The sequence below is a fragment of the Micromonospora sp. RV43 genome (genome assembly GCF_001029515.1).
In the GTDB taxonomy this organism is placed as follows: Bacteria; Actinomycetota; Actinomycetes; order Mycobacteriales; family Micromonosporaceae; genus Micromonospora; species Micromonospora aurantiaca.
Map to the genome: position 1 here is coordinate 48,481 of NZ_LEKG01000002.1, position 19,372 is coordinate 67,852.

The window sequence follows — 19,372 nt, forward strand, 5'->3', positions numbered from 1 at the left end:
CCGGTCCCGTCGGCCGTACCACCCTGCCTACCAAGATCATCCGAGTCACATGGAGACTCCTAAGACGGTGCTCTATCTTTCTCCGCAGGCCGACTACCAGCGGTTTCTCTACTTATGCCCCCTCGATCGCCGGTCGCATTGCCTAGTTGCTGTGGTCGCTTGTTGAAGATCAGCGGCCGGGCTCTGCGTCATGTCCGACTTCGGCCCTGACCGCATTCGCCGGTCGGCTTCAACGTCATGCCGGTGAGTAGGAGCGAGAACGCCCTCTGATTAGCGGTCGATCGACTCGCTGGTGCGGATAGCGGTATAGATGTACCGCCATCGTTCGACAGTTTTGGGCGGATCGCCCCTGAATCGAATGGCGCTGAGCATTCGGACGTCCGCCTCCGGCAGGTCTTCTTCGTCGGCGAACTCGCGCAGGCTCGGGGGTACCTCGGTGCCGGGTGTGGACAGGAGTCTGCGGCCGAGGAGATCGGACATGGTGACGCCGAGAGCTTCGGCGATGGCGTACAGGGTTTCCGCGGAGGGGCGTCGGGCGTGAGGGTCATTCTCGAGCGTAGAGAGGTAGCCCTTGCTCACGCTGGCGTGTTCGGCGAGTTGGCTCAGGCTGAGCTTTCTTTCTTGTCGGTACCGCCTGATTCTCCCGCCGACGCTTGACTCCGCACTGCTGGGCGTCGCCCTGCTGTCGTCGGGCTGGCCGGTCACGGGCTTGTCCTCCGGGGGCGCACGCGGGTCACTATTGCGAGGACACGCATGTGTCGCTCCCCTCGATCGTCGGTGTAGGGATACAGGCCGGCGTTGACGCGGACCCGCTCGGTGGCGTTGTTGATCAGTATGCCGAGAGAGATTTCCCCCTCGACGAGATCCCCCTCCAGGGCGTGGCCGAACGGGCTGTCGTCGGGAACTGACTTGTGCCGCGGCACATAGCGCCAGCCGGCTGTGGCCTGAGCCCATTGCACCCGCAGTGCCGGCTCGGCATGTGGCGCGCTGGGTTTGCAGGCGGGCTCCAGAGCTAGCAGCATCATTGGCTCAGGGTGCAGCGCGACGAGGCGCCGGGCGGTGGCCTCAAGACTCGCGTCGTAACGCCCTGCGAGGTCCTCGACCAGATGCAATGTCGGAGCGTTGCCGGCTAGGTCGGCACGGAAGTGGGCGCGTGGAAACAGGAGTTCGGCCGCGCCGATGTCGCAGAGGACTTCGATCCCCGGATCCGCAGCGCGGGTCGCTTCCGGAGGGGTAGCGGGGTCGCACCTGTACTGAGACGCCGTGCTGAACCCGGGCAGGAAGGTGTGCTTGACCTCGTGGAAGGCGGTAAACCTCTTCTTGCCCCACGGGTCTGCGGAGCGCAGGGTCATCAGCAGGCCGCTCGGGCCAGGCACAAGGCACCCGGCCCAGGGAATCGGTTCTTCCTCGATCTTGATGATGTCCCGGAGGGACGCGGCGATCTCGTGGCTGATCGGCGGCTCCATGGCCAGCTCGTCCAGCGTGCGCTGGGCGAGTTGCACCACCAGCTGGGCGTCCGGGGTGCCGGGCGAGTCCAGCCGGGCGAGCTCGAGGTCCGAGGGCAGCACGATCATGTTCGCCTACGAGTCTACCGTGTTTCCGATCGAGAACGATAGGGTACAGTCGTTCTCGGTCGGGAACACTCCGGCCTTGCTCATGAACGAGGGGGATTTGCACCATGGGGGTCAACGTCGATGCCATCGAGGTGGTGGCCGAGGACGAGTCGGTCGAGACGCCGGCCGGGGGGCAGGATCGCGGACACCGACGGATGGTGACCGTGGCGAACAAGGACAACGCCGAGACGCTGCGGCTTCGCGTGCCGGTCACGGCCACCATCGACTCGGTGATCGAGGCAATGTACGAGCAGTTCCGCATCACTCGGGGCGCGGACGACCGGCTGACCTGCCGGGGCAATGGGGAAGACGTCTACCAGTACGCCTCACGCACACTGGCCCAGTACCTGGACGAGGGCACGTGCCACTCGCTGCACTGGGTGTTCGTCGGCGGCACCGGCGGTGCCTGACAGATGCTGACCGGCGTTCCCGCCCTCGCCGACGCCGAGATCGCGGCGGCGACGTTCGCCGACCACCTGGCCCGGGTCGAAGCTGGTGAGCAGGCCCGGGCCAGCGGGTGGGCCTTCACCCGGCTCGACCCGCTACACGTGGTCGTGACGATGACCGCGGTCCGCCGCAACGGCGAGGCCGACATCTATCACATCAAGCTCGGCGGGGAGTACTACGACACCTACCCGCCGACCACGTCCTTCGTCTGCCCGCCCCGGCCAGCCGACGGCGACCGGCCGGCCCGAACCGGATGGGAGGAAGCGCCGCCGGGCAGCCGATGGCTGCCGGTAGTCAACGGTCTCGAGTGGCTCGCTGTCCACGGCTCGTACGCGAACTTCGCCGACGGCAGGACCCGCCAATTGGTGTGCTGCTCAATGACCTACGAGTACTACATCACCGGCCACAACCCGACTCCCGGACAGCAGTGGCAGCAGGGACGCCACACCCTCGGCGCGACCCTCAACCGCATCCAGGACGCGCTTACTAGCGCCCGGTACGAAGGGCCCGCGGGTGCTATCGATTCCTGAGCCGGTGTGGTACACCATGCTCCATGCCTTCACCACGGCCCCGCCCGGGCACGAGCGGGTCGCCTACCTCGACGGCATCCGGTACCGAGACCGCTCGGGGGCGGTGAAGGCGGTGGTGACCACGGTGACCGTGCCGGACGCGGTGACCAGCCCGGGCAACTACACGGTCAGCGCCGCCGCGATGGCGCAGGCCGGCGAGCACTTCGAGAGCATGGGCCTGGTCAGGCTCGCCCAGGTCCACACGCACGGCAACTTCATGCTGGACCACTCGGACCGGGACGACCGGCGCGCCTACAGCCAGCTCGACGGTGCCCTTTCGCTGGTCCTGCCACAGCACGCCACCGGCCGGCCGACCCCATGCCAGGCAGGCGTACACCTGCGGGAGCCGGCCGGGTGGCGGCGGCTCGCCGCCCAGGACGTCAGCGATGTCGTACGGCTGATCCCCGGCCTGATCGACCTGAGGAGCACCTCGTGGAACGCATCTCCGATCGGCACGAGGGCAACCTCGGCGGACGACTCGAACCATTCATCAACACCAAGACGGCGACGGTGGCGGTGGAGGTGGCCGGTGATGCGCACCTAGCGGCCACTCAGCACACCGCCTGGATGCTTATCAACCTGCTCACCCGCGCCGTCGGGGTGGTCAGCGCGGTCCAAGTCGTCTGCCCACCCGACGTGCCGCTCGTCGGCCGGGTTGTGCCCCTCGCGCGGCGCGGTCTCACCCTCGACGAGGCTCTCGTCGAAGGCGGACGGGCCATCGGCGCCGCCCCGGTTCACCCGGCGACGTCACGCTCCGCGGCCGACACGGTCCTGGTAGTTGGTGCCGCAGAGAGCGAGCCGACCGCGGATGCGCCTGTGTTGCGGTACGTGGGCGGATGCGGTTGGTGGGGTGGCATCAGCAACCACCCTCTGCCCACTCCAGAGGACGCGGGCGAGCTGCCCTACGGCCCCTATGCAGCTGCGTCCTTGGCCGTCGGAGAGGTCTACCTCCGGGCGCGGCTCCCGAGGCAGGCCGTCACCTCGAACGCGACGTACGGCTGGGACTGCTGGTCTCAAAGCCTCGCCGCTGAACCGAATCCTTCGGCGCTCACCGCCCTTCCCACCCTCGACCTGACCGGCACCGCCCTGGCCGGAGTCGGTGCGGTCGGGGCCATGTGGGTCCACGCCGTCTGGGCGACATCCGGCCTGACCGGCGACGTGATGCTGGTCGACGCCGACCCCAGGGGCGTCACCACCACCAACCTCAACCGCTGCCCCATCTTTGGCATCGGCAGCCTCCACAAGCCCAAAGCGCAGGAGGCGGCCCGCACCGCGGCTGACGCCACCGTGAGATGGAAGCCGCACCACGGCCGGTTCGAAGACCTCAACATCACCCCAGCCCTGCTGATCTCCGCCGTCGACACCAACCGCGCCCGGCAGGCACTCCAGCACAGGTACCCACCCAGGATCCTGTCCGCCAGCACCCTCGACTTGCGCGCCGAGGTCCTGCGTGCCGGGCCGCCCGGCCAGGGCGCCTGCCTACGCTGCTACAACCCACCCGAGGCGTACCACGGCGACGACGACCGCCGAGCTGCCGTGCGCGCGGGCGGCCCCCAGGCCGTCGCGAACCTGGCCGCTGCTGCCGGAGTGACCAATGCGGACGTCCAGAGGTGGCTTGATCGCGGCGAATGCGGCGAGGTCGGCGACAGACTGTTGAACACCCTCAGGATGCAAGAGCCAGAACCACCCGCACGCTTCGCAGTTGGCTTCACTTCCGCCATGGCCGGCGTGATGCTCGTCGCCGAGACGATCAAGACCTTGCTGCAGCAGCCGCTCACGACCGAGCCGGCCGACGCAAACAACGCCACCTTCCAGTTCCTTCGTCCCACAGCAGCCGTCAATGCCGCTTATCCCTTACGCCGCGACCCCCGTTGTCCGGCATGCTCTTCGACGAACCCGGCAACCCAGATCTGGCGGGATCGTGCGACATGCCTGCAGCAGGAGGAAGATCAGGGTGGTCCAGCGTGAAACCGGGTTACGGCGCGGCGGGTCGGAACCTGTCGCCGGAGGGGTGAGGGGAAACTGCCGTCTGGGACGGCCCGGCCGGAGCGGCTCGACATTCGGGTCGCGGATCAATTGAGCTGACCGCTGGTGACTGCAGGGGCCCAGTGATCGCTAGGGAGGGTCCCTTCGGATGCTGCCCAGGCACCGAAGTTAGTCGCTAGCAGTTCGCCGTCGCGGCGGTGGATGACCGTGACGCTGCGGGCGAAGCGGGCCAGGAAGGTGGCTTCCTCCACGGCGGTGTTGCCGCCGTGGAGGACGGCGATGTCCTGGCCGCGGAAGAAGAACCCGTCGCAGGTGGCGCAGCACCGTCATGCCGGCTGCAGCGCCAGAGACGTCCCGCATGTCGGACAGGAAATACCGACCAGCGTGCAGTCGATCGCGCACGGGCTCCAGTCCCGACAGCGGTGGCATTCCCTGTCTGGATTGTGCTGCATTATCGCCGAGCGCCTGCAGTTGTTGCAGATCCACCAACTGTCCGCCGGAGCCATGGGCTGCGGAACCTTCAGCAGGTGAAACGATCCCCGGACGGTGTAGTGGCGTCCGCCCGTCAGCTCGATCGACCCTTCGTGCAGGACGCCGGCTTCGTAGTCGGCGGTCCGTTGGGCGATCTCGGTCCCCTCGCGACGAACGGCTTCGACAGCCTGCGCAACGTCTGTACTGGAGATCATCCATCGGCCGGAGACCTTGACTACCGGTACTCGCTGGCCGCCCATGAATACAGTTCCGTCTCGATGCGCCTGGTCGCGGTACCAGGAGTACGCGTTTCCGCCGCCGAAAATCGCTACGCCCTCGGTCAGCGGGATGAGATCAGGTAGCGCACTCATGATCCGCCCACTTCCCTTCCAGGTTCCTCGAAGCCGGCTGAGGCCACCAGCAAGGCCACGGTATGCCGGGCCACCGACAGGAGACCGGGTCGGGACGAGAGCCTTTAGGGGCTTCCGTCCGGGACGTCGGCTGTCGATCGACGGCCGCCGGCAGCTTCCCGCATGACAGCGGCGCTCCGCCTTCACACGGCGATGAGCCAGGAGGCCGAGGTCGACGGCAATCAGCTCGCAGCCGCCCTGAACGAGCGGGTCTTGTGCTCCCCACAGGTGTGGTGCTGCCCTCGCAGGAAGAGGTGCAGCAGGCCGGTTCGGCCGCCTCGCCGGACCGGGCTGCCACATTACCGCCGTGTTCAGCTCCATCGCGTACGCCGTGCCCCTTACTGTCGGGTGGTGCAGCGATGGGATTCGCTCAATGAGCGGCAGCTCGACCTGCTTCGCCGGATCCACGGCGGCGATGACCTCAGCGGCCCGGACGGCGTCGAGTACCGCCGGTCGGCGCGTGCGCTTCAGGACCGGAACCTGGTGACGGTGACACGCAAGGCAGGGGTGTGGAGGGCGTGCTCGACCGATGCCGGTCGCTTCTACCTTGAGCATGGCCACCATCCCGATCATCCCGACCACCGTGCTTCCCTCCCGCGATCCGAGGCCCCGGCACCCGGCGGCATCGCCGGCGGCGCTTCGTCGGCGGAACTGCTGCGATCGGCTCGCGAACTGCTCGACCGCCTGCAGCACGCGGGCGGCATGGTCCGTATCGAGAGTCCCGACAGTGGAACGCGGGCTCGGTACCGCCGGATCATTCACGCGTTCAAGCAGCAGGGACTTGTGCCATCGGGTCACCATCTGCGCCACACCGGCCGCGACGCCGGGGACATCGTCATCCGCCTGTACACCGACGCCGGTCCGGACGAGACCGACTGGAACCGGATCCGGCTCAACACCCGACGTGTCACCACCGACCCGCATCTGGCGTTCAGCGCCCTCGAAGCCGATCCGACCAACCTCGCCGTCAGCCCGGACTCACTGGCCCGGGCGTTGCTGCTGATCCGGCAGCTCGCCGGCGAGGCGGCCCGGCGTGGGCACCGGCTCGGGGTCAACACCAAGGCGAAACACCCGCGGATGTTCCTCCAGGCCGGGCAGGTTCGACGCACGGTCACCCTGACCGAGGAACGCGACCAGGTCCCGCACGAACCCACCGCCGAGGAGCTGAAGGTGCTGCGCCTGCGGCCGTGGATGAAACCCGCGGAGTTCGACGTCGTCGACTCCGGCAGGCTCCGCTTGGAGATCACCCGGGCCGGCCACGACAACCGGGACACCTGGACCGACACCGTCCGCCTACGTCTGGAACAGCGCGTCGCGCAAATCATCCAAGAGTTCGAGGCTGGCGTCACCACCGACGAACAGCAACGGCGAGCAGCCGAAGCCGCGCGGGAGAAAGCCGCGGCCGAACACCGGCGGCGGCAGGAGGAAGCCGCGGCCGAGCGCAGACGGCAGGAGGAGGCGACCCTCGCGAAATGGCACGCCGCGATGACCGACGCCCGCGTCCGGGCCGCCGACACCATCCGCGCGGAAACCTTCCGCAACGCCTACCAGGCCTGGAACACCGCAGCTGACATCCGCGCGTTCTGCACCGCCCTCGAACAAGCGGCCCAGGGGCGCACCGGCGCCGGCGGGCACCTCGCCAGCTGGGTCGCGTGGGGCAGGGCCGCCGCCGACCGGATCGACCCCATCCACAATCCCCGCGTGCTAGCTGACATCAACTACAACCCCGAACCCGGACCCGACGACCTGCGCCCGTTCCTCGGTGACTGGAGCCCCCACGGACCACGCAAAGAGCACCGCCCTGATCACGACCGGCAGGCCCACGCCGCCATCCGCCGACAGGCCGAATCCTGGCACCACGGGCTGCTCGACCGCGGCGCCTGAAGTGCGTCCACCTCAACCGCCACCACACACCGACCGGATGCGCACGAGCCCGCGCCGGAACCTGCCGCCATCGCGGCGCGAACCGCCACCACGACCCGGTACCACGCAACAAGCGACGCTCACCCGAAGGACGGCTGGATGAGAATCGAGCCCTCCCGCTTCACCGTCGGCGACGAATGGGCGTACCGGCAGTCGGACCACGCACCGTCCGAACGCGTCCGCATCCTGGCCGTCGAGCCGAAGAAGAACAGCGCCCGCCTCGAGATCAGATTCCTCGACGACCCCGGCGAACGGGTCGAGAAGGTCCCCGGGTCGCGGCTGCGGGTGCTGTGGAGCGAGGTCGGGACCTTCGACGCGCTGATGGCGAACTGGCAACGCATCGACGATCTGAGCCTCGATCGTACAGAGGAAGCCTGCGTCGAGGAAATCTTCAGCCTCCTGATCAGCGATGACGTAGCCGAACTGCTCTGGTCCCCGGTGTCATGCGCCACCGACATCCGCGACAGGGCCCGGCTGAGCGAGATCATCGACGGCCCGACCGACGACATCCTCGCCTCGGCCCAATGGTTCGACCACGACGGCCGGACCACCCTGTCACCGGCCGGCACCCTCCAGCTGGTCGAAGCCGCATGCCGCGCCCACCCGACCCAGGTCCTCAACCTCGTGATCGAGCAGGAAGCCCAGTCCCGCCACAAATGCAAGTTCGGCGACGAGCACCGCGTCGGCCGCGACAACCGGTCGACGACACCGGAATGGGAGTACGACTGGTACCGCCGCCACGACCGGCCCCGTCACGAACTACTACGCCAGTGGTGCGGCCACCGGGCAGTCACCCACCACGAACGGTTCCTCGCCGCCGAAGCCGAAACCCACCGCCTCGACATCCTGATAACCGACCTCCTCAAGGCCCTGGACACCCTGGGCGAACACGAACAGGCCGCCCGCTTCGCCGAGGAACACGAACGCGATCGCATCACACCCCACACGATGCGCCCCGTCGTCGAACGCCCCCTACACCCCTCCGAGATACCCGTACGCGAGATCAAGGTCAGGAGCCGCTGGTGGTGAACCCTCCTGAAGGCGTTGCCCCAGCTGGCTTTGGTCGGACCACGGCATCGAGGCCAGGCCTAGACCACGGACGCCTCCGACGCCAGGCAGCCCTGTCGTGCCGCCCACGCACTCAGGAGTTCCACCTTCGCGGCTCCCACCCCTTCTGGGTGAGTCCGATGGCGTCTAGTACTCCAGCCGCACTTGGCTGAGTCGTTGTCTTCGCTGGTAGTGGCTTGTTTTGGCTCTGAACTGGTGGCGGCGTCGCCACCATGACCATCGATCGATATGGTCGCGGGTTCGTTTGTGGGTGATCAGGTGTGCCAGGAGACGTCGAGTCTCGGCGAGGCTGAGGGGGACGAGTTGGGCCCGGTCGGCGGTGCCCCCTTTTGCGCCTCGGTGGCGGTGATGGTGAGGAAGGCGTGGGCGCACATAGCGAGTGTTATGTGGCGGTACCACGCGTCGTAGCGGCGCACCTGGTAGTCGTCCAGGCCGACCTGTCCCTTGGCGGTCTGGAAGCACTCCTCGATGGCCCATCGGGCGCCGGCCACGCGGATGAGTTCCTCGTCGTCGGTGTCGGCCGGTCCGTAGCACAGGTAGTAGGCGTGCTCGGTGGGGTCGGTGATCGAGCGGCGGATGAGCAGCCAGCGGGTGAATCCGTGGTCGGCGGTGCCGGTGTCGGGCAGGGTGGCGACGGCCCAGTCGAACAGGCGGGGCCCCTTGGCGCCGTCGCCGCAGCTGCGCCGCTTCCAGGCCGGTGCAGGGGCGGCGGAGGCCAGCTCGTCGGCGCGGGCGCTGCCGCCGTCGGTGGGGATTTTCTGGTTGCAGGCCACGGCCAGGACATAGCCCATGCGGCGGTTCTGCAGCCACAGCCGGAACTTGCTGTCCTTGCCGTAGGCCTCGTCGGCGGTCACCCACCGGGCCGGCAGCCCCGCGTCGAGTGCGCGGCGCAGCATCTGCAACCCCAGCGCCGGCTTGGTCGCGAACCGCACCTTTGCCGGTACCGCGGCTTCGGTCCGCCGGGCGTCATCGCCGCACCAGCCTTGCGGCAGATACAGCTCCCGGTCGACCAAGGTGCGCCCGCGCACGGACGCGTAAGCCAAAAACACCCCGAGCTGGCAGTTCTCGGTCCGGCCGGCGGTCCCGGAGTATTGGCGTTGGACGCCGGCAGACTTGGTTCCCTTTTTCAGGAACCCCGTCTCATCAATGATCAGAATGCCGTTGGCGTCGCCGAGGTGCTCTGCGACGTAGTCGCGCAGGTCGTCGCGGACCGCATCGGCGTCCCACGCCGACCTGTTGAGCAGGCGTTGCATGCCGTCAGGTGTGTTCTCCCCGGCCGCCTCGGCCAGGGTCCAGCCATTCTTACCGGCCAGCGGCGACAGCAGGCCCAGCACGTACGCCCGGGCCCGCCGGCGCGGCTCCACCCGCCGAAACCGGCCAGCGATCCGCGCCATTAGGTCATCCAGACCTGCCGCCCACCCCGAAAGATCGTCCACCGCCACAAGTGCGGCAGTCTACGGTGGACGATCGTGTACTCTGACGCCTGATCCGCATCTGCGGTCCTAGCTGCGCAAACACGGTCAACGGAAGTGCGGCTGGAGTACTAGACCGCCTCACCGACCTCGATGAACCCCCGGCGTCCATTGAGGTCGCCAACCTGCTCAAGGCCGGCGGCGACGCGGTACTCGGTGCCGCCCTGGCCCGGTTGGTGGACCGCGACACAGGCGACGACCATCCCGGCGATGCGGCATCGGACCGCCCGGCCCGACGCCGTATCGAACTCCTTGCACGCGGCGCGGCCGTCCGGTCCAGGAGCCAGCCAGCCGGGGCCGACCGGGCTGCACTGGTCAACGCGGCACGCCGGTACGTTCGGCTCGGGTACCGCCAGATGCCGGTGACACCCAGCCCAGTTCCGAGAAACTGTCCTGAGTGCCGGTAGGGGGCACGATCTGTTCGGTGCCGAAATCAGCCGGAAGTAATCTCGATTGGGACGGTCACGCCGACCTGTTGAGCAACCGGTGTCCAGATGTCGACATCTTGGTCCGGAGTTTCGATGGACACCACGAGGGCGTAACGGACGCCGAGGTCGCTGCGGTCGCGGTTCTTGTTCTCTTTCCACCAGCCGGTTACGGGGTAGACGGCGAGGGCACCGCGGTTGGCGAGGTCGGCGGCTGTGCCTTCCCATATGTCGGCGTGCAGGGAGCCCGGGGTGCGTAGTGTAGGTCCGAGGCACCAGCGGCCGGTGTCGTCCGCGCTCGCAGGACGGTTTTCCTCCTCGGCGAGGGCGCGCTGGTTGAGCCGTTTACGGAAGTCGTCTGTCGATTCCGTAGCGCGGCGCACGTCGAAGCGTAAATTGTGTGAGGCGTAGCTGTATCGGCGTTTCCAGCCGCGGCGGCCGGGGTTGGGTTCGATGAAGTAGGACAAGGTGACGCGCATGCGCACTGTGGCATGGCCGAGGTCGGCGAGGATGTCGGCGGGCCACGGCAGGTCGTGCAGATGCATCTCTCGCATGGTCCCGTTGTGGAACGGGTGGATGGTGTCCTGAGCGATGAGGGTGAGCGCGTCGTTGGCGCTACGAGTGGCCCGGTCAAGATCGGGTACGCCCATGCCGTAGCGGCGGTGAACGGCGCGCAGGTCGGCCTTGCTCGTGGCCTGGTCGACGTACTTGCGCATGGCGTCGGTCCATTCGGCGGAGTGCACGATCAAAGCACGCACTGTCTCGGGCCACAGCGAGGGATAGTCGGCCATGATCGAGGCGGCGAGGTGTGCGGCCTGTGCCGTTGCGGCACTGGTAGCGCAGGTGACGGTCAGTAGCCGACTATTTGTGAGTGGCGCCTTGGTAGTGAGCAGTTGCAGCTCTTCAGGGGTGTCGAAGCTAGTGCCGGCGGGAGAACGTGCGACGTTGCCGCCTTCGAACACGACGTCTGGCTTGACCGGCCACGCGGAGTGATACGCGACGGACGTGCGTGAGTGCGGTGACAACTCGCCTCGCGCGGCGAGGGGTGTCCAGCCGGCCCAGTGGGAGCTGGCGGTGGACAAGCTGTCCATCTGTGTGTAGGCGCCTACCGTGAGGGCGTTCCAAGCCTGTGCGGGGTTTTGGACGGCCTCGAGGTCACTGCGCTGCAGGTGGTCGTCCTGAAAGTTAGCGGGATTTACGTTTCCGGCGGAGACAAGGAACAGCCGGTGCGCGTCGCTGTCGGCGTCGTCGAGGAACACAAGCCCGTCATCGACCGTCGCGATGGAACGGCCAGCGGCAAGGGCATCGATGGCGGCGGACCAGGACGTCGGTTGGCCGACCATGATCGCCGAGCTTGTTCCAGGATTGGCGGTAGTGTCGTTCGCGGTGATCGCCAGGGAGAAGGCCCGGTGTCGTCGTGGTGCAGTGATTTCCGCCAGGCTGGTGGCCGTAGCGGTGACGGCGCCGTACAGTTCCGGCGGATTCGACGCTGGTGGGGGCGGGGCGAGTTTGACCGACTCGAGGCGATGGCGCAAGCGAACCTGACCGGTGGCGAGCAGAGCCTCGCCGAGATCGCCGTACAGGGCCAGCCCAGCCATCTCGGTACCGTGCCCACGATGATCATGAGAGCCCCAGGTCGGGTCGCAAGCCTGGCAGTCTGCCGGATCAAGCGAGCCGGCGAGTAGAGGGTGAGCTCGGTGGACACCGGTGTCGAGTACGCAGATGGCGGGCGCGTCCGCGCCGGCCGGCCGCGTGCGCCTCGCCAGCTGATCTACCCACTCCGCCTGCTCGACGGCGGATTCCAGCGCGATGATTTGTGCCAGCTCGTGCGGTCGCCGCAGTTCGGCGAGGTCGTCTAGCACGCCGAGCGCGCCGGCCAGCTGTTCTACTGTGGCTTGCGCGAGGACGACTATGCGCTCGCTGAAGCCAAGGGTGCGGGAGCCGAGTCGGACGCCGGCCTGTTGGGCGAATTCCTGGAACCGGCCCACCTCGTTGCCGTCGCGTCGTCGCAGCCACACTTCCCACCACACCGTCGCCGTCGGCTCGGGAAACGCGTCGGGTGGATCCGTCCAGAGCGACTCGATCGTTGCCAGACCGATTGCCTGGATTCGGTCGACGAGGTTGCGGTTCCTCGGCTTGTCCTGCTCGGCCGTCTCTGCGTACTGCTGGAGGCGGGACACGAAGTACCCGAGGGTGCCGTCGGGCACGAACACCGTCGCGTACTCCACCACCCCGCCGGTGGTAGTCACGTCTTGAACGGACACCAGTTCTGGATGCACTTGACCGGCGCGAGGGTCCAGCGACTCCACGGCCAAGTGCACGTCGGGGAAGCTCTCGAACGTGAGGTACACGCCGTCCACCGCGCCTGAGATTGCGTAGTCCCGCTCGGCGCGTTGCTCCGTGGCTGCGCTCTCTGCTCGATGGAGCTGCTCTTGTAGTTGGCTCGCGTGTCGCTGCCGGTCCGACGGTGCCGGTACCTGCTCGCCGCCACCGCCGCCCACTGGTCGACGGTAGGGTTCAGCAGCCGCGCCGGCGCGCAGGATGAGGTGGTGGCGGTTCCGAGCTGGCATGGTTACGAAGCGCTCGGGGCGGCGTTTCGTCGTTCCTGGAGAGCCGCAACCAACGTGGCGGTGGTGATGTGCTGCTGACCGGACAGGACGGCCTCCTTTGCCGCCAACTCGCAGGCGATCGTGACCTCGGCGTGGCTTAGCCCGGCGGCCGCTTGGTCGACGCGGTCCCAGGCCCACCGTCGTGGGCTCATCGTGGCGAGCCGGTTGCGGATCACCGCGCGTGCGACGTCGGGTGTTGGTAGAGGGTAGTCCACCACCAGGTCGAACCGGCGGAAGAAGGCGCGGTCGAGAAGCTGCGGGTGATTCGACGCTGCGACAAGCAGACTCGGCGAGTCAGGTTGGTCGAGGAACTGCAGGAACGAGTTGAGCACCCGGCGAATCTCGCCGACGTCGTTGCCGATCGCGCGCTCACCGGCGAGCGCATCGACCTCGTCGAAGAGATAGACGCCTCGGGTCTGGGCGAGGGCGTCGAAGATGAGACGCAGCTTCGCGGCCGTCTCGCCCATCATCTTTGTGATCAGGCCGTCGAGGCGGATGGTGAACAACGGTAGCCGAAGCTCGCCGGCGAGCACGTTAGCAGTCATCGTCTTGCCAGTACCGGGAGGGCCGATGAGTAGCAGTCGCCGCAGCGGGTGGAAACCCTTCTCCCGAAGACGGTCCTGCTGGCGTTGTTCGAGCAAGGCGCGGTCTAGCCGTTGGCGTACGCCCGCCTCCAGACAGAGGTCTGTTAACCGGCTGTCGGGGTAGGCGACGGTGAGTAGGTCAGCCAGTTCACCTCGTGGACGAGCCACTGGTACCGGTCGACCCAAATGGGCGGCGCCAGTGTGGGTGCGAAGGCCGTCTACAAGTTCGCGCATCTCTTGCGCGAACTTGCCCTGGCCGCTTCGTGCGGCGTGCGCGGCAACCTGCAACGCCACAGAGTAGAAGCGCGCGTCGTCGCCCTCACCATGGCTCCTGACCAGGGCTTTTACTTGATCTGCTGTTGCCACCCGACTGTCACCTCCCTTCCCCCGACGTGGTCTTCTCACGCTCTGCATACATCGTGCCCGGCCTGATGGGTAGCGGCTGACCGGGCGGCAACGCTGGCTGCCTTCTGTCGCCTCCCAGGCAATCATTCGCGCTGGGCCGTGAGTGGTAAATCTTGACTGGTAAAATTTTATCACTATCCTGAAACCTGTGCCAGTAGGGCGCGCCAAGAGAGACGAGAGCCGGTTCCGTGATCAAGCGAACCGGCTAGCGGTGCGGCTGCGGTCGCTACGCATCGAGCGAGGCCTGACTCAGGAGCAGTTGGCCGCTCGCGCACGGGTGGCCGTCTCGACTCTGAGAAAGATCGAATCAGGGCAGGTAGTCGAGCCCGGCTACTTCACCGTGCTATCGCTGGCGTCGGCATTGGGGCTCGGGCTAGGTGAGCTGCAGGACTGATCGCTCGGGTGCCCCTCATGCTTGAAGGTGGGTAAGACGGCGAGCGGGGGAAGTAGGAACCCAGCGAACCGCGCTACATCGAGCATCAAGCTCCCACATCGTGGGAGACCACGGCACTACCTGGGAGCTCCTGTCCGCTCCGCAGGCCCGCCCCCTGCTGAACTCCGTCCGGCCGCGTGACCTGGCCGGGCGCACCCGCCGCCGACTCGCCTCCGAGCTGATCACCGAGCTGGTCCAGGTCGACCAGGAGGGGCCGGTGCCGTTGAGGTCCTGCAGGGTGCTGCCGTGGTCTCGACGAGCTGGGTCAGTTCCTTGTTCGCCTTGATCGTGGAGCCCGCCTGATCGGCGACGTTGCGGACATCAGCCGCTTCGCCACCCGCGGGCACTTCGCCTCCTGGAACGGCACCTCACCCCTGGCGGCCGTGCGGGGCCGACCCCGGACCGTGCCGTTCGGTCGAGCCGTCCGACGTGGGCCGGGTCGGCGCACAGTTGCGCGGCGCCGGTTGCGCCGCCGGAACAGATCTTTGTCACCCCGGTCGGGGAGCCGCCAGGCAGCGGATGCCTGGCCGGCCCGGGTCGGCGCGCCGAGGTCGCGACCGCCCGCGGTCGGATCGCTGCCCTGGCGCACAGGGCAGATCAGCAGGGCGGAAGTCAGATGGCCGGACGGTGCAACTGTCACCACTGACCTCGCCCGGGGGCCGACGGTTCCGCCGCCATCCGTGCGGGGCGCCGACCCAGGTCAGCGGCGGCCGACCACCCCCGCCCCGACCCTGGGAGGGAAGATCGACAGAATTGGCCCACAGTAGACAGTGATCGACGACTGGCCAGCGGGCACCTCAACCATGATCCGGACCAGGCGACGCGAAACGCACTGGTCAGCACGCACCCGCACGAACCCCGCCCAGACGGCACGGCGACAACGGAGCACCATCGGAGCACCGTGGTCCCGCATCTTGGAAGATCGCAGCACATCGTGGGAAAGAATCAAGGCCGCGACCGACGTTTCCGCTGGTCACGGCCTTGATTGCTTGTGCGCCCGAAGGGACTCGAACCCCTAACCTTCTGATCCGTAGTCAGATGCTCTATCCGTTGAGCTACGGGCGCCTGGTGCTCGGCCAGTCTACACAACCGGCTTTCGCGCGGAGACTCCGGGATTCGAACCCGGGAGGGGCTTTAAGACCCCAACCGCATTAGCAGTGCGGCGCCATAGACCAGACTAGGCGAAGTCTCCCTGGTGACCCACGAGGTCACCGCGCCCGAGGATACAGGTCCGTACCCGCCCGGGGCAAAGCGACTATCGGACCGGCCGCTCCGACCGCGTTTTCGTCGTGTGCCAGATCACGCCCACGGCTACGCTCCATCGATATGCAGGAGCAGCCGCCGAGCGATCCGCCCCGTCGCGAGCCCGCCCCCAAGGCCCGGCGGAGCCGCTCCCCACGACCGACGTTCAACCCACCGACACCGGAGCCCGCCGCGGAGAACGCGACGAGCGACACACCGCCGCCCCGGCGTCCGCGCCGGGCGGCGCCCACTGTCGTCTTCCAGCCGCCGACGCCGGCCGCCGACGCACCGCCGGCGCCGCGCCCGCGCCCGGCCGCCGATCCCTCACCAACCGATCCGGGTACGCCCGGCGAGCACGCCGCTCCGAAGGCTTCTGTCGACGGCCCGGGTACGCCGCCGAAAGAGACGTCCACGACTCCCTCGGGCACGACTGCCGGAGAGCCGTCGCCGAGCGTCGGGGAGGGCACGCTCCCGGCCGATGAGAGGCCCGTCACAGCAAAGCAGCAGCAAGCCACCGAGCCTCCGGCCGGGCCGGTCTCCCCACCGGCCGGGGAGGAAACACCGAAACGGGCGCGCCGCGCTCCCGCCGCCAAGAAGGCCGCCCCGGTCGCGAAGAAAGCGGCCCCAGTTGTGAAGAAGGCTGCGCCGGCGGTCAAGAAGGCCACTCGGAAGGCGTCGCCTCCGAAGCAGGAGACGGCGATCAGCACGACGGAGCCCACACCCACCGAACGGCAGCCCGACGGCACCGAGCCGGTCACGGCGGAGCGTCCCGTCACCGCACCTTCGCCCGGACGGACCCGCCGGACCACGAAAGCCGCCCCAGCGGCGGCGATGGCGATCCCGGCAACGGCGAGTCCAGCCGCCGCCGACACCACGACACCCCACGCGAAGCAGTCCGACGAGCCGACGCACGGCACGGTCGTCGAGCGGGCACCCGCACAACCCGACGTCGCGCGTACCCCGGTGGAGGGCTGGCGGGCGGTGGGGCCGCAGCTGCGCGACCACCCCGGGTTCGCGCCGGAGCTGCTGGCCCTGGCGGCGGTCGACGCGCTCGGGCCGCGGGCCGCGGCCTGGGTGGAGCAGGTCCGGCGGGCCTACCCGGAGGCGGACGCCGACGGGGTGGCCCGGCTGGCGACGCGGCGGTTCGTGCGGATGGCCGGTACGGGTGGGGCGCTCGCGGCGGGTGCCGGGTTGTTCGCGCCGGTCGCGGAGCTGGCGACTGTGCTGTGGACGCAGGCGAACCTGGTGTTGCATCTGGCGGCGGCGTACGGGCGGGATCCGTCGCATCCGGATCGGGCGGCCGAGCTGCTGGTGCTCACGTTGGTGCACCCGGACGACGGCACCGCGCGGGCGGCGCTGGCGGCGGCTCGGGCGGCTGATGCTCCGGCGGAGGGTCCGTGGGGGCGCGTGGCGGAGGCGGCCTGGCGGCTGGCGACGCCGGTGGCCGCGCAGGCGGGTGGCTGGCTCGGGCTGCGGTTGGCGGCCCGGTTGCTGCCGGGCGCAGCGGCGCTGGCGGCCGCGACCGGCGGTACGGCGAGGGCCGAGCGGGTGGCCGCGCGGGCGGTCGCCCGGTATCGGGCGTGATCGACACCACTTCGGCGAGCCGGCGCGGTCAGGCGGGGCCCGATGCCGCCACTTCCCCGACCTGAGGGCGGACGGAACGCGTGCGGTCAGAGCCAGTCGAACCAGGACTTCGGCAGCATCGCGTAGCCGACGAACGCGAAGATGTCGAGCAGCGTGTGCGCGACGATCAGCGGGGCGACCCGGCGGGTACGCAGGTAGAACAGCCCGAAGATCACGCCCATGACGGCGTTGCCGACGAACGCGCCGAAGCCCTGGTAGAGGTGGTACGAGCCGCGCAGCAGCGCGCTCGTGGCGAGCACCGCGCCGATCCGCCAGTTGAGCTGCCGCAGCCGGGTGATCAGGTAACCGACCACGATCACCTCCTCCAGCACGGCGTTCTGCACGGCGGCGAGGATCAGCACCGGCACCGTCCACCAGAGGTCCGGCAGCGCGGCCGGGACCAGCGTGGCGTTGAGCCCGAGCTGCGCCGCCGCCCAGAACAGCGCCAGCCCGGGCAGGCCGATGAGCGCGGTCAGGCCCGCGCCCCGGGCCAGGTCGGAGGCGGGCCGGCGGAAGTCGACGCCGAGCGTCCGTGCCGGGTCGCCGGGGTCGCGCGCCAGCAGGTGTACGGCGAGCAGTACCGGCAGCAGCGCGAAGACGATCCCGAGCAGCTGGTACGTGAGGTCGAGGTACGGCCGGGCCGACGCGGAGGTGTTCAGCGCTGCGGTCTGCTTGGACAGTCCGCCGGTCGCGGTCAGCTTCGCGATGAGCGAGACGAGCGCGTACACGGCCGACTGGCCGAGGGACAGACCGAGCACGAGCAGCGTCTCGGTGCCCAGCATCCGGCGGGAGACCGGACGGGCCAGCTCGTCAACCGTCACCGGACCATGAAAGCACTTCGGCGACCGGGCCGGACGGTCGCACAGCCTGTGCGACCGGCGTACACGCTCCGTGGACATTCTATGCGGGCCGATCCGCCCGTACGGAGAAGGAGCGTGCCCCTGTGGAGAACTTCGCGCGGCTGCTGAAGGAGAGCTGGACCCTGGTCGAGGAGCACCGGGAGCGGCTCAGCGGTCACTTCTACGCCCGGCTGTTCCTCCTCGACCCGGAGCTGCGCAAGCTCTTCCCAGTGCAGATGAACGGCCAGGGGGACCGCATCCTGGAGGCCATCGTCACGGCCACCCAGACGGTGGGCGACCCGGAGAGCTTCGACGAGTACCTGCGCGCGTTGGGCCGCGACCACCGCAAGTACCACGTGTCGGCCGAGCACTACGCGACGATGGGCGTCGCGCTGCTCGACGCGCTGCGCAGCACCGCCGGGGACGGCTGGAATCTGGAGTACGACCAGGCGTGGCGGGAGGCGTACGCGGGCATCAGCGAGCGGATGCTGGCCGGCGCGGAGGCGGACGAGAACCCGCCGTACTGGCACGCCGAGGTGCTGACCCACGAGCGGCACGGCCCGGACACGGCGGTGCTGACCGTCCGCGCGCTCCAGGATCCGCTGCCGTGGCGGGCCGGCCAGTACGTGAGCGTGGAGGTGCCGCGCTACCACCCGCGGGTGTGGCGGACGTACTCGGTGGCGAACGCGCCGAACGAGGAGAACGTGCTGGAGTTCCACGTCCGGACGCCACCGGGTGCGGCCGGTTGGGTGTCCGGCGCGCTGGTGCGCCGTACCAAGCCGGGTGACCTGCTGCGGGTGGCCGCGCCGATGGGTTCGATGACGCTGGACCCGGAGTCCACCCGGGACGTCCTCTGCGTGGCCGGCGGGGTCGGCCTGGCGCCGATCAAGGCGCTGGTGGAGGAGCTGACCCGGGTCAACCGGACCCGCTGGGTGCACGTCTTCTACGGCGCGCGCCGCCCGGACGAGCTGTACGGGCTGCCCGGCCTGGAGGACCTCGTCGCGTCCCACCCGTGGTTGTCGGTGACGCCGGCGTGCAGCGAGGACCCGGACTTCGGCGGCGAACTCGGTGACGTCTCCGAGGTGGTCACCCGGTACGGCCCGTGGACCACGCACGACTGCTACGTCTCCGGCTCGGCCGCCATGGTCCGGGCCACCCTGCGGGCGCTCGCCGCCGACGACGTCCCGCCCGACCACATCCGGTACGACACGTTCGGCAACCTCTGAACCTTGCTCCCCCCGAGCCGGGTCGCG

General features: G+C 68.7%; 15 protein-coding genes, 2 tRNA genes and 2 pseudogenes. 9 read left to right on the forward strand and 10 right to left on the reverse strand.

Features of this window, described 5'->3' with window-relative positions:
- Nucleotides 1-270: 270 nt before the first annotated feature.
- Together ABD52_RS39660 and ABD52_RS38890 are read right to left on the reverse strand one after the other, a co-directional pair.
- A complete protein-coding gene (locus tag ABD52_RS39660; protein ID WP_053065252.1) occupies nucleotides 271-705 on the reverse strand; it encodes a helix-turn-helix domain-containing protein in 435 nt (144 codons plus the stop codon).
- On the reverse strand, nucleotides 702-1,574 hold the full coding sequence (locus ABD52_RS38890; RefSeq protein ID WP_047890477.1) for an ImmA/IrrE family metallo-endopeptidase: 873 nt from the start codon (nucleotides 1,572-1,574) through the stop codon (nucleotides 702-704). The genes ABD52_RS39660 and ABD52_RS38890 overlap by 4 nt, the downstream gene beginning before the upstream one ends.
- Before the next feature lie 104 nt (nucleotides 1,575-1,678).
- Here ABD52_RS38890 and ABD52_RS01300 point away from each other — a divergent pair, with 104 nt between their 5' ends.
- The 4 genes from ABD52_RS01300 to ABD52_RS01315 are packed head-to-tail and all read left to right on the forward strand — an operon-like array spanning nucleotide 1,679 to nucleotide 4,597.
- Nucleotides 1,679-2,023: a hypothetical protein gene (locus ABD52_RS01300; RefSeq protein WP_047890478.1), complete on the forward strand. Its 345-nt coding sequence runs from the start codon at nucleotides 1,679-1,681 to the stop codon at nucleotides 2,021-2,023.
- Nucleotides 2,024-2,026: 3 nt separating this feature from the next.
- The gene (locus ABD52_RS01305) at nucleotides 2,027-2,590 is read left to right on the forward strand and encodes a hypothetical protein (protein WP_047890479.1); all 564 of its coding nucleotides are present in this window, start codon (nucleotides 2,027-2,029) and stop codon (nucleotides 2,588-2,590) included.
- Nucleotides 2,574-3,173 carry a hypothetical protein gene (locus ABD52_RS39665; RefSeq protein WP_235437295.1) on the forward strand — a complete coding sequence of 200 codons (600 nt, stop codon included), beginning with the start codon at nucleotides 2,574-2,576 and terminating at the stop codon, nucleotides 3,171-3,173. The genes ABD52_RS01305 and ABD52_RS39665 overlap by 17 nt, the downstream gene beginning before the upstream one ends.
- Nucleotides 3,062-4,597: a ThiF family adenylyltransferase gene (locus ABD52_RS01315; protein ID WP_161801593.1), complete on the forward strand. Its 1,536-nt coding sequence runs from the start codon at nucleotides 3,062-3,064 to the stop codon at nucleotides 4,595-4,597. Before ABD52_RS39665 ends, ABD52_RS01315 begins: the two co-directional genes overlap by 112 nt.
- A gap of 206 nt (nucleotides 4,598-4,803) precedes the next feature.
- On the opposite strand, the pseudogene ABD52_RS40515 reads toward ABD52_RS01315, so the two are convergent.
- Together ABD52_RS40515 and ABD52_RS38895 are read right to left on the reverse strand one after the other, a co-directional pair.
- Nucleotides 4,804-4,935: pseudogene (locus ABD52_RS40515) on the reverse strand (NAD-binding protein); the annotation flags it as partial.
- A gap of 6 nt (nucleotides 4,936-4,941) precedes the next feature.
- On the reverse strand, nucleotides 4,942-5,457 hold the full coding sequence (locus ABD52_RS38895; protein ID WP_152748168.1) for a hypothetical protein: 516 nt from the start codon (nucleotides 5,455-5,457) through the stop codon (nucleotides 4,942-4,944).
- A 387-nt stretch (nucleotides 5,458-5,844) separates the two neighbouring features.
- Here ABD52_RS38895 and ABD52_RS01325 point away from each other — a divergent pair, with 387 nt between their 5' ends.
- Together ABD52_RS01325 and ABD52_RS01330 are read left to right on the forward strand one after the other, a co-directional pair.
- Entirely contained in the window at nucleotides 5,845-7,380 is a 1,536-nt protein-coding gene (locus tag ABD52_RS01325) for a hypothetical protein (RefSeq protein WP_047890483.1), read from the forward strand.
- Between the two features lie 138 nt (nucleotides 7,381-7,518).
- Nucleotides 7,519-8,448 carry a hypothetical protein gene (locus tag ABD52_RS01330; protein WP_053065253.1) on the forward strand — a complete coding sequence of 310 codons (930 nt, stop codon included), beginning with the start codon at nucleotides 7,519-7,521 and terminating at the stop codon, nucleotides 8,446-8,448.
- Nucleotides 8,449-8,613: 165 nt separating this feature from the next.
- On the opposite strand, the pseudogene ABD52_RS01335 reads toward ABD52_RS01330, so the two are convergent.
- From ABD52_RS01335 to ABD52_RS01345, 3 genes and pseudogenes are all read right to left on the reverse strand, one after another.
- Nucleotides 8,614-9,881 (reverse strand): annotated as a pseudogene (locus ABD52_RS01335) (IS701 family transposase).
- A 511-nt stretch (nucleotides 9,882-10,392) separates the two neighbouring features.
- A complete protein-coding gene (locus tag ABD52_RS01340; RefSeq protein ID WP_235437296.1) occupies nucleotides 10,393-12,735 on the reverse strand; it encodes a S8 family peptidase in 2,343 nt (780 codons plus the stop codon).
- Between the two features lie 221 nt (nucleotides 12,736-12,956).
- Complete coding sequence (locus ABD52_RS01345) at nucleotides 12,957-13,943, reverse strand: AAA family ATPase (RefSeq protein ID WP_013289238.1); 987 nt, start codon at nucleotides 13,941-13,943, stop codon at nucleotides 12,957-12,959.
- 250 nt (nucleotides 13,944-14,193) lie between these two features.
- Between ABD52_RS01345 and ABD52_RS41635 the strand changes: the two genes are divergently transcribed.
- Nucleotides 14,194-14,376, forward strand: coding sequence for a helix-turn-helix domain-containing protein (locus tag ABD52_RS41635; RefSeq protein WP_368665014.1), 183 nt, complete (start codon nucleotides 14,194-14,196; stop codon nucleotides 14,374-14,376).
- A gap of 1,031 nt (nucleotides 14,377-15,407) precedes the next feature.
- On the opposite strand, the gene ABD52_RS01355 is transcribed toward ABD52_RS41635, so the two are convergent.
- Together ABD52_RS01355 and ABD52_RS01360 are read right to left on the reverse strand one after the other, a co-directional pair.
- Nucleotides 15,408-15,480: transfer RNA gene (locus ABD52_RS01355), tRNA-Arg, on the reverse strand.
- 36 nt (nucleotides 15,481-15,516) lie between these two features.
- Nucleotides 15,517-15,607: transfer RNA gene (locus ABD52_RS01360), tRNA-Ser, on the reverse strand.
- An 881-nt stretch (nucleotides 15,608-16,488) separates the two neighbouring features.
- Here ABD52_RS01360 and ABD52_RS01365 point away from each other — a divergent pair.
- On the forward strand, nucleotides 16,489-17,241 hold the full coding sequence (locus ABD52_RS01365; protein ID WP_235437302.1) for a hypothetical protein: 753 nt from the start codon (nucleotides 16,489-16,491) through the stop codon (nucleotides 17,239-17,241).
- An 86-nt stretch (nucleotides 17,242-17,327) separates the two neighbouring features.
- Here ABD52_RS01365 and ABD52_RS01370 read toward each other — a convergent pair whose 3' ends face one another.
- Nucleotides 17,328-18,101: a CPBP family intramembrane glutamic endopeptidase gene (locus tag ABD52_RS01370; RefSeq protein WP_013477452.1), complete on the reverse strand. Its 774-nt coding sequence runs from the start codon at nucleotides 18,099-18,101 to the stop codon at nucleotides 17,328-17,330.
- A 122-nt stretch (nucleotides 18,102-18,223) separates the two neighbouring features.
- On the opposite strand from ABD52_RS01370, the gene ABD52_RS01375 reads away from it, so the two are divergent.
- Nucleotides 18,224-19,345 carry a globin domain-containing protein gene (locus ABD52_RS01375; protein WP_013289241.1) on the forward strand — a complete coding sequence of 374 codons (1,122 nt, stop codon included), beginning with the start codon at nucleotides 18,224-18,226 and terminating at the stop codon, nucleotides 19,343-19,345.
- The last annotated feature ends 27 nt before the right edge of the window (nucleotides 19,346-19,372 follow it).

Coding starts and splice junctions, on each gene's coding strand:
- ABD52_RS38890 (WP_047890477.1), bottom strand. CDS start 1,574: ATGATCGTGCTGCCCTCGGACCTCGAGCTCGCCCGGCTGGACTCGCCC.
- ABD52_RS01300 (WP_047890478.1), top strand. CDS start 1,679: ATGGGGGTCAACGTCGATGCCATCGAGGTGGTGGCCGAGGACGAGTCG.
- ABD52_RS01305 (WP_047890479.1), top strand. CDS start 2,027: ATGCTGACCGGCGTTCCCGCCCTCGCCGACGCCGAGATCGCGGCGGCG.
- ABD52_RS38895 (WP_152748168.1), bottom strand. CDS start 5,457: ATGAGTGCGCTACCTGATCTCATCCCGCTGACCGAGGGCGTAGCGATT.
- ABD52_RS01330 (WP_053065253.1), top strand. CDS start 7,519: ATGAGAATCGAGCCCTCCCGCTTCACCGTCGGCGACGAATGGGCGTAC.
- ABD52_RS01365 (WP_235437302.1), top strand. CDS start 16,489: ATGGCGATCCCGGCAACGGCGAGTCCAGCCGCCGCCGACACCACGACA.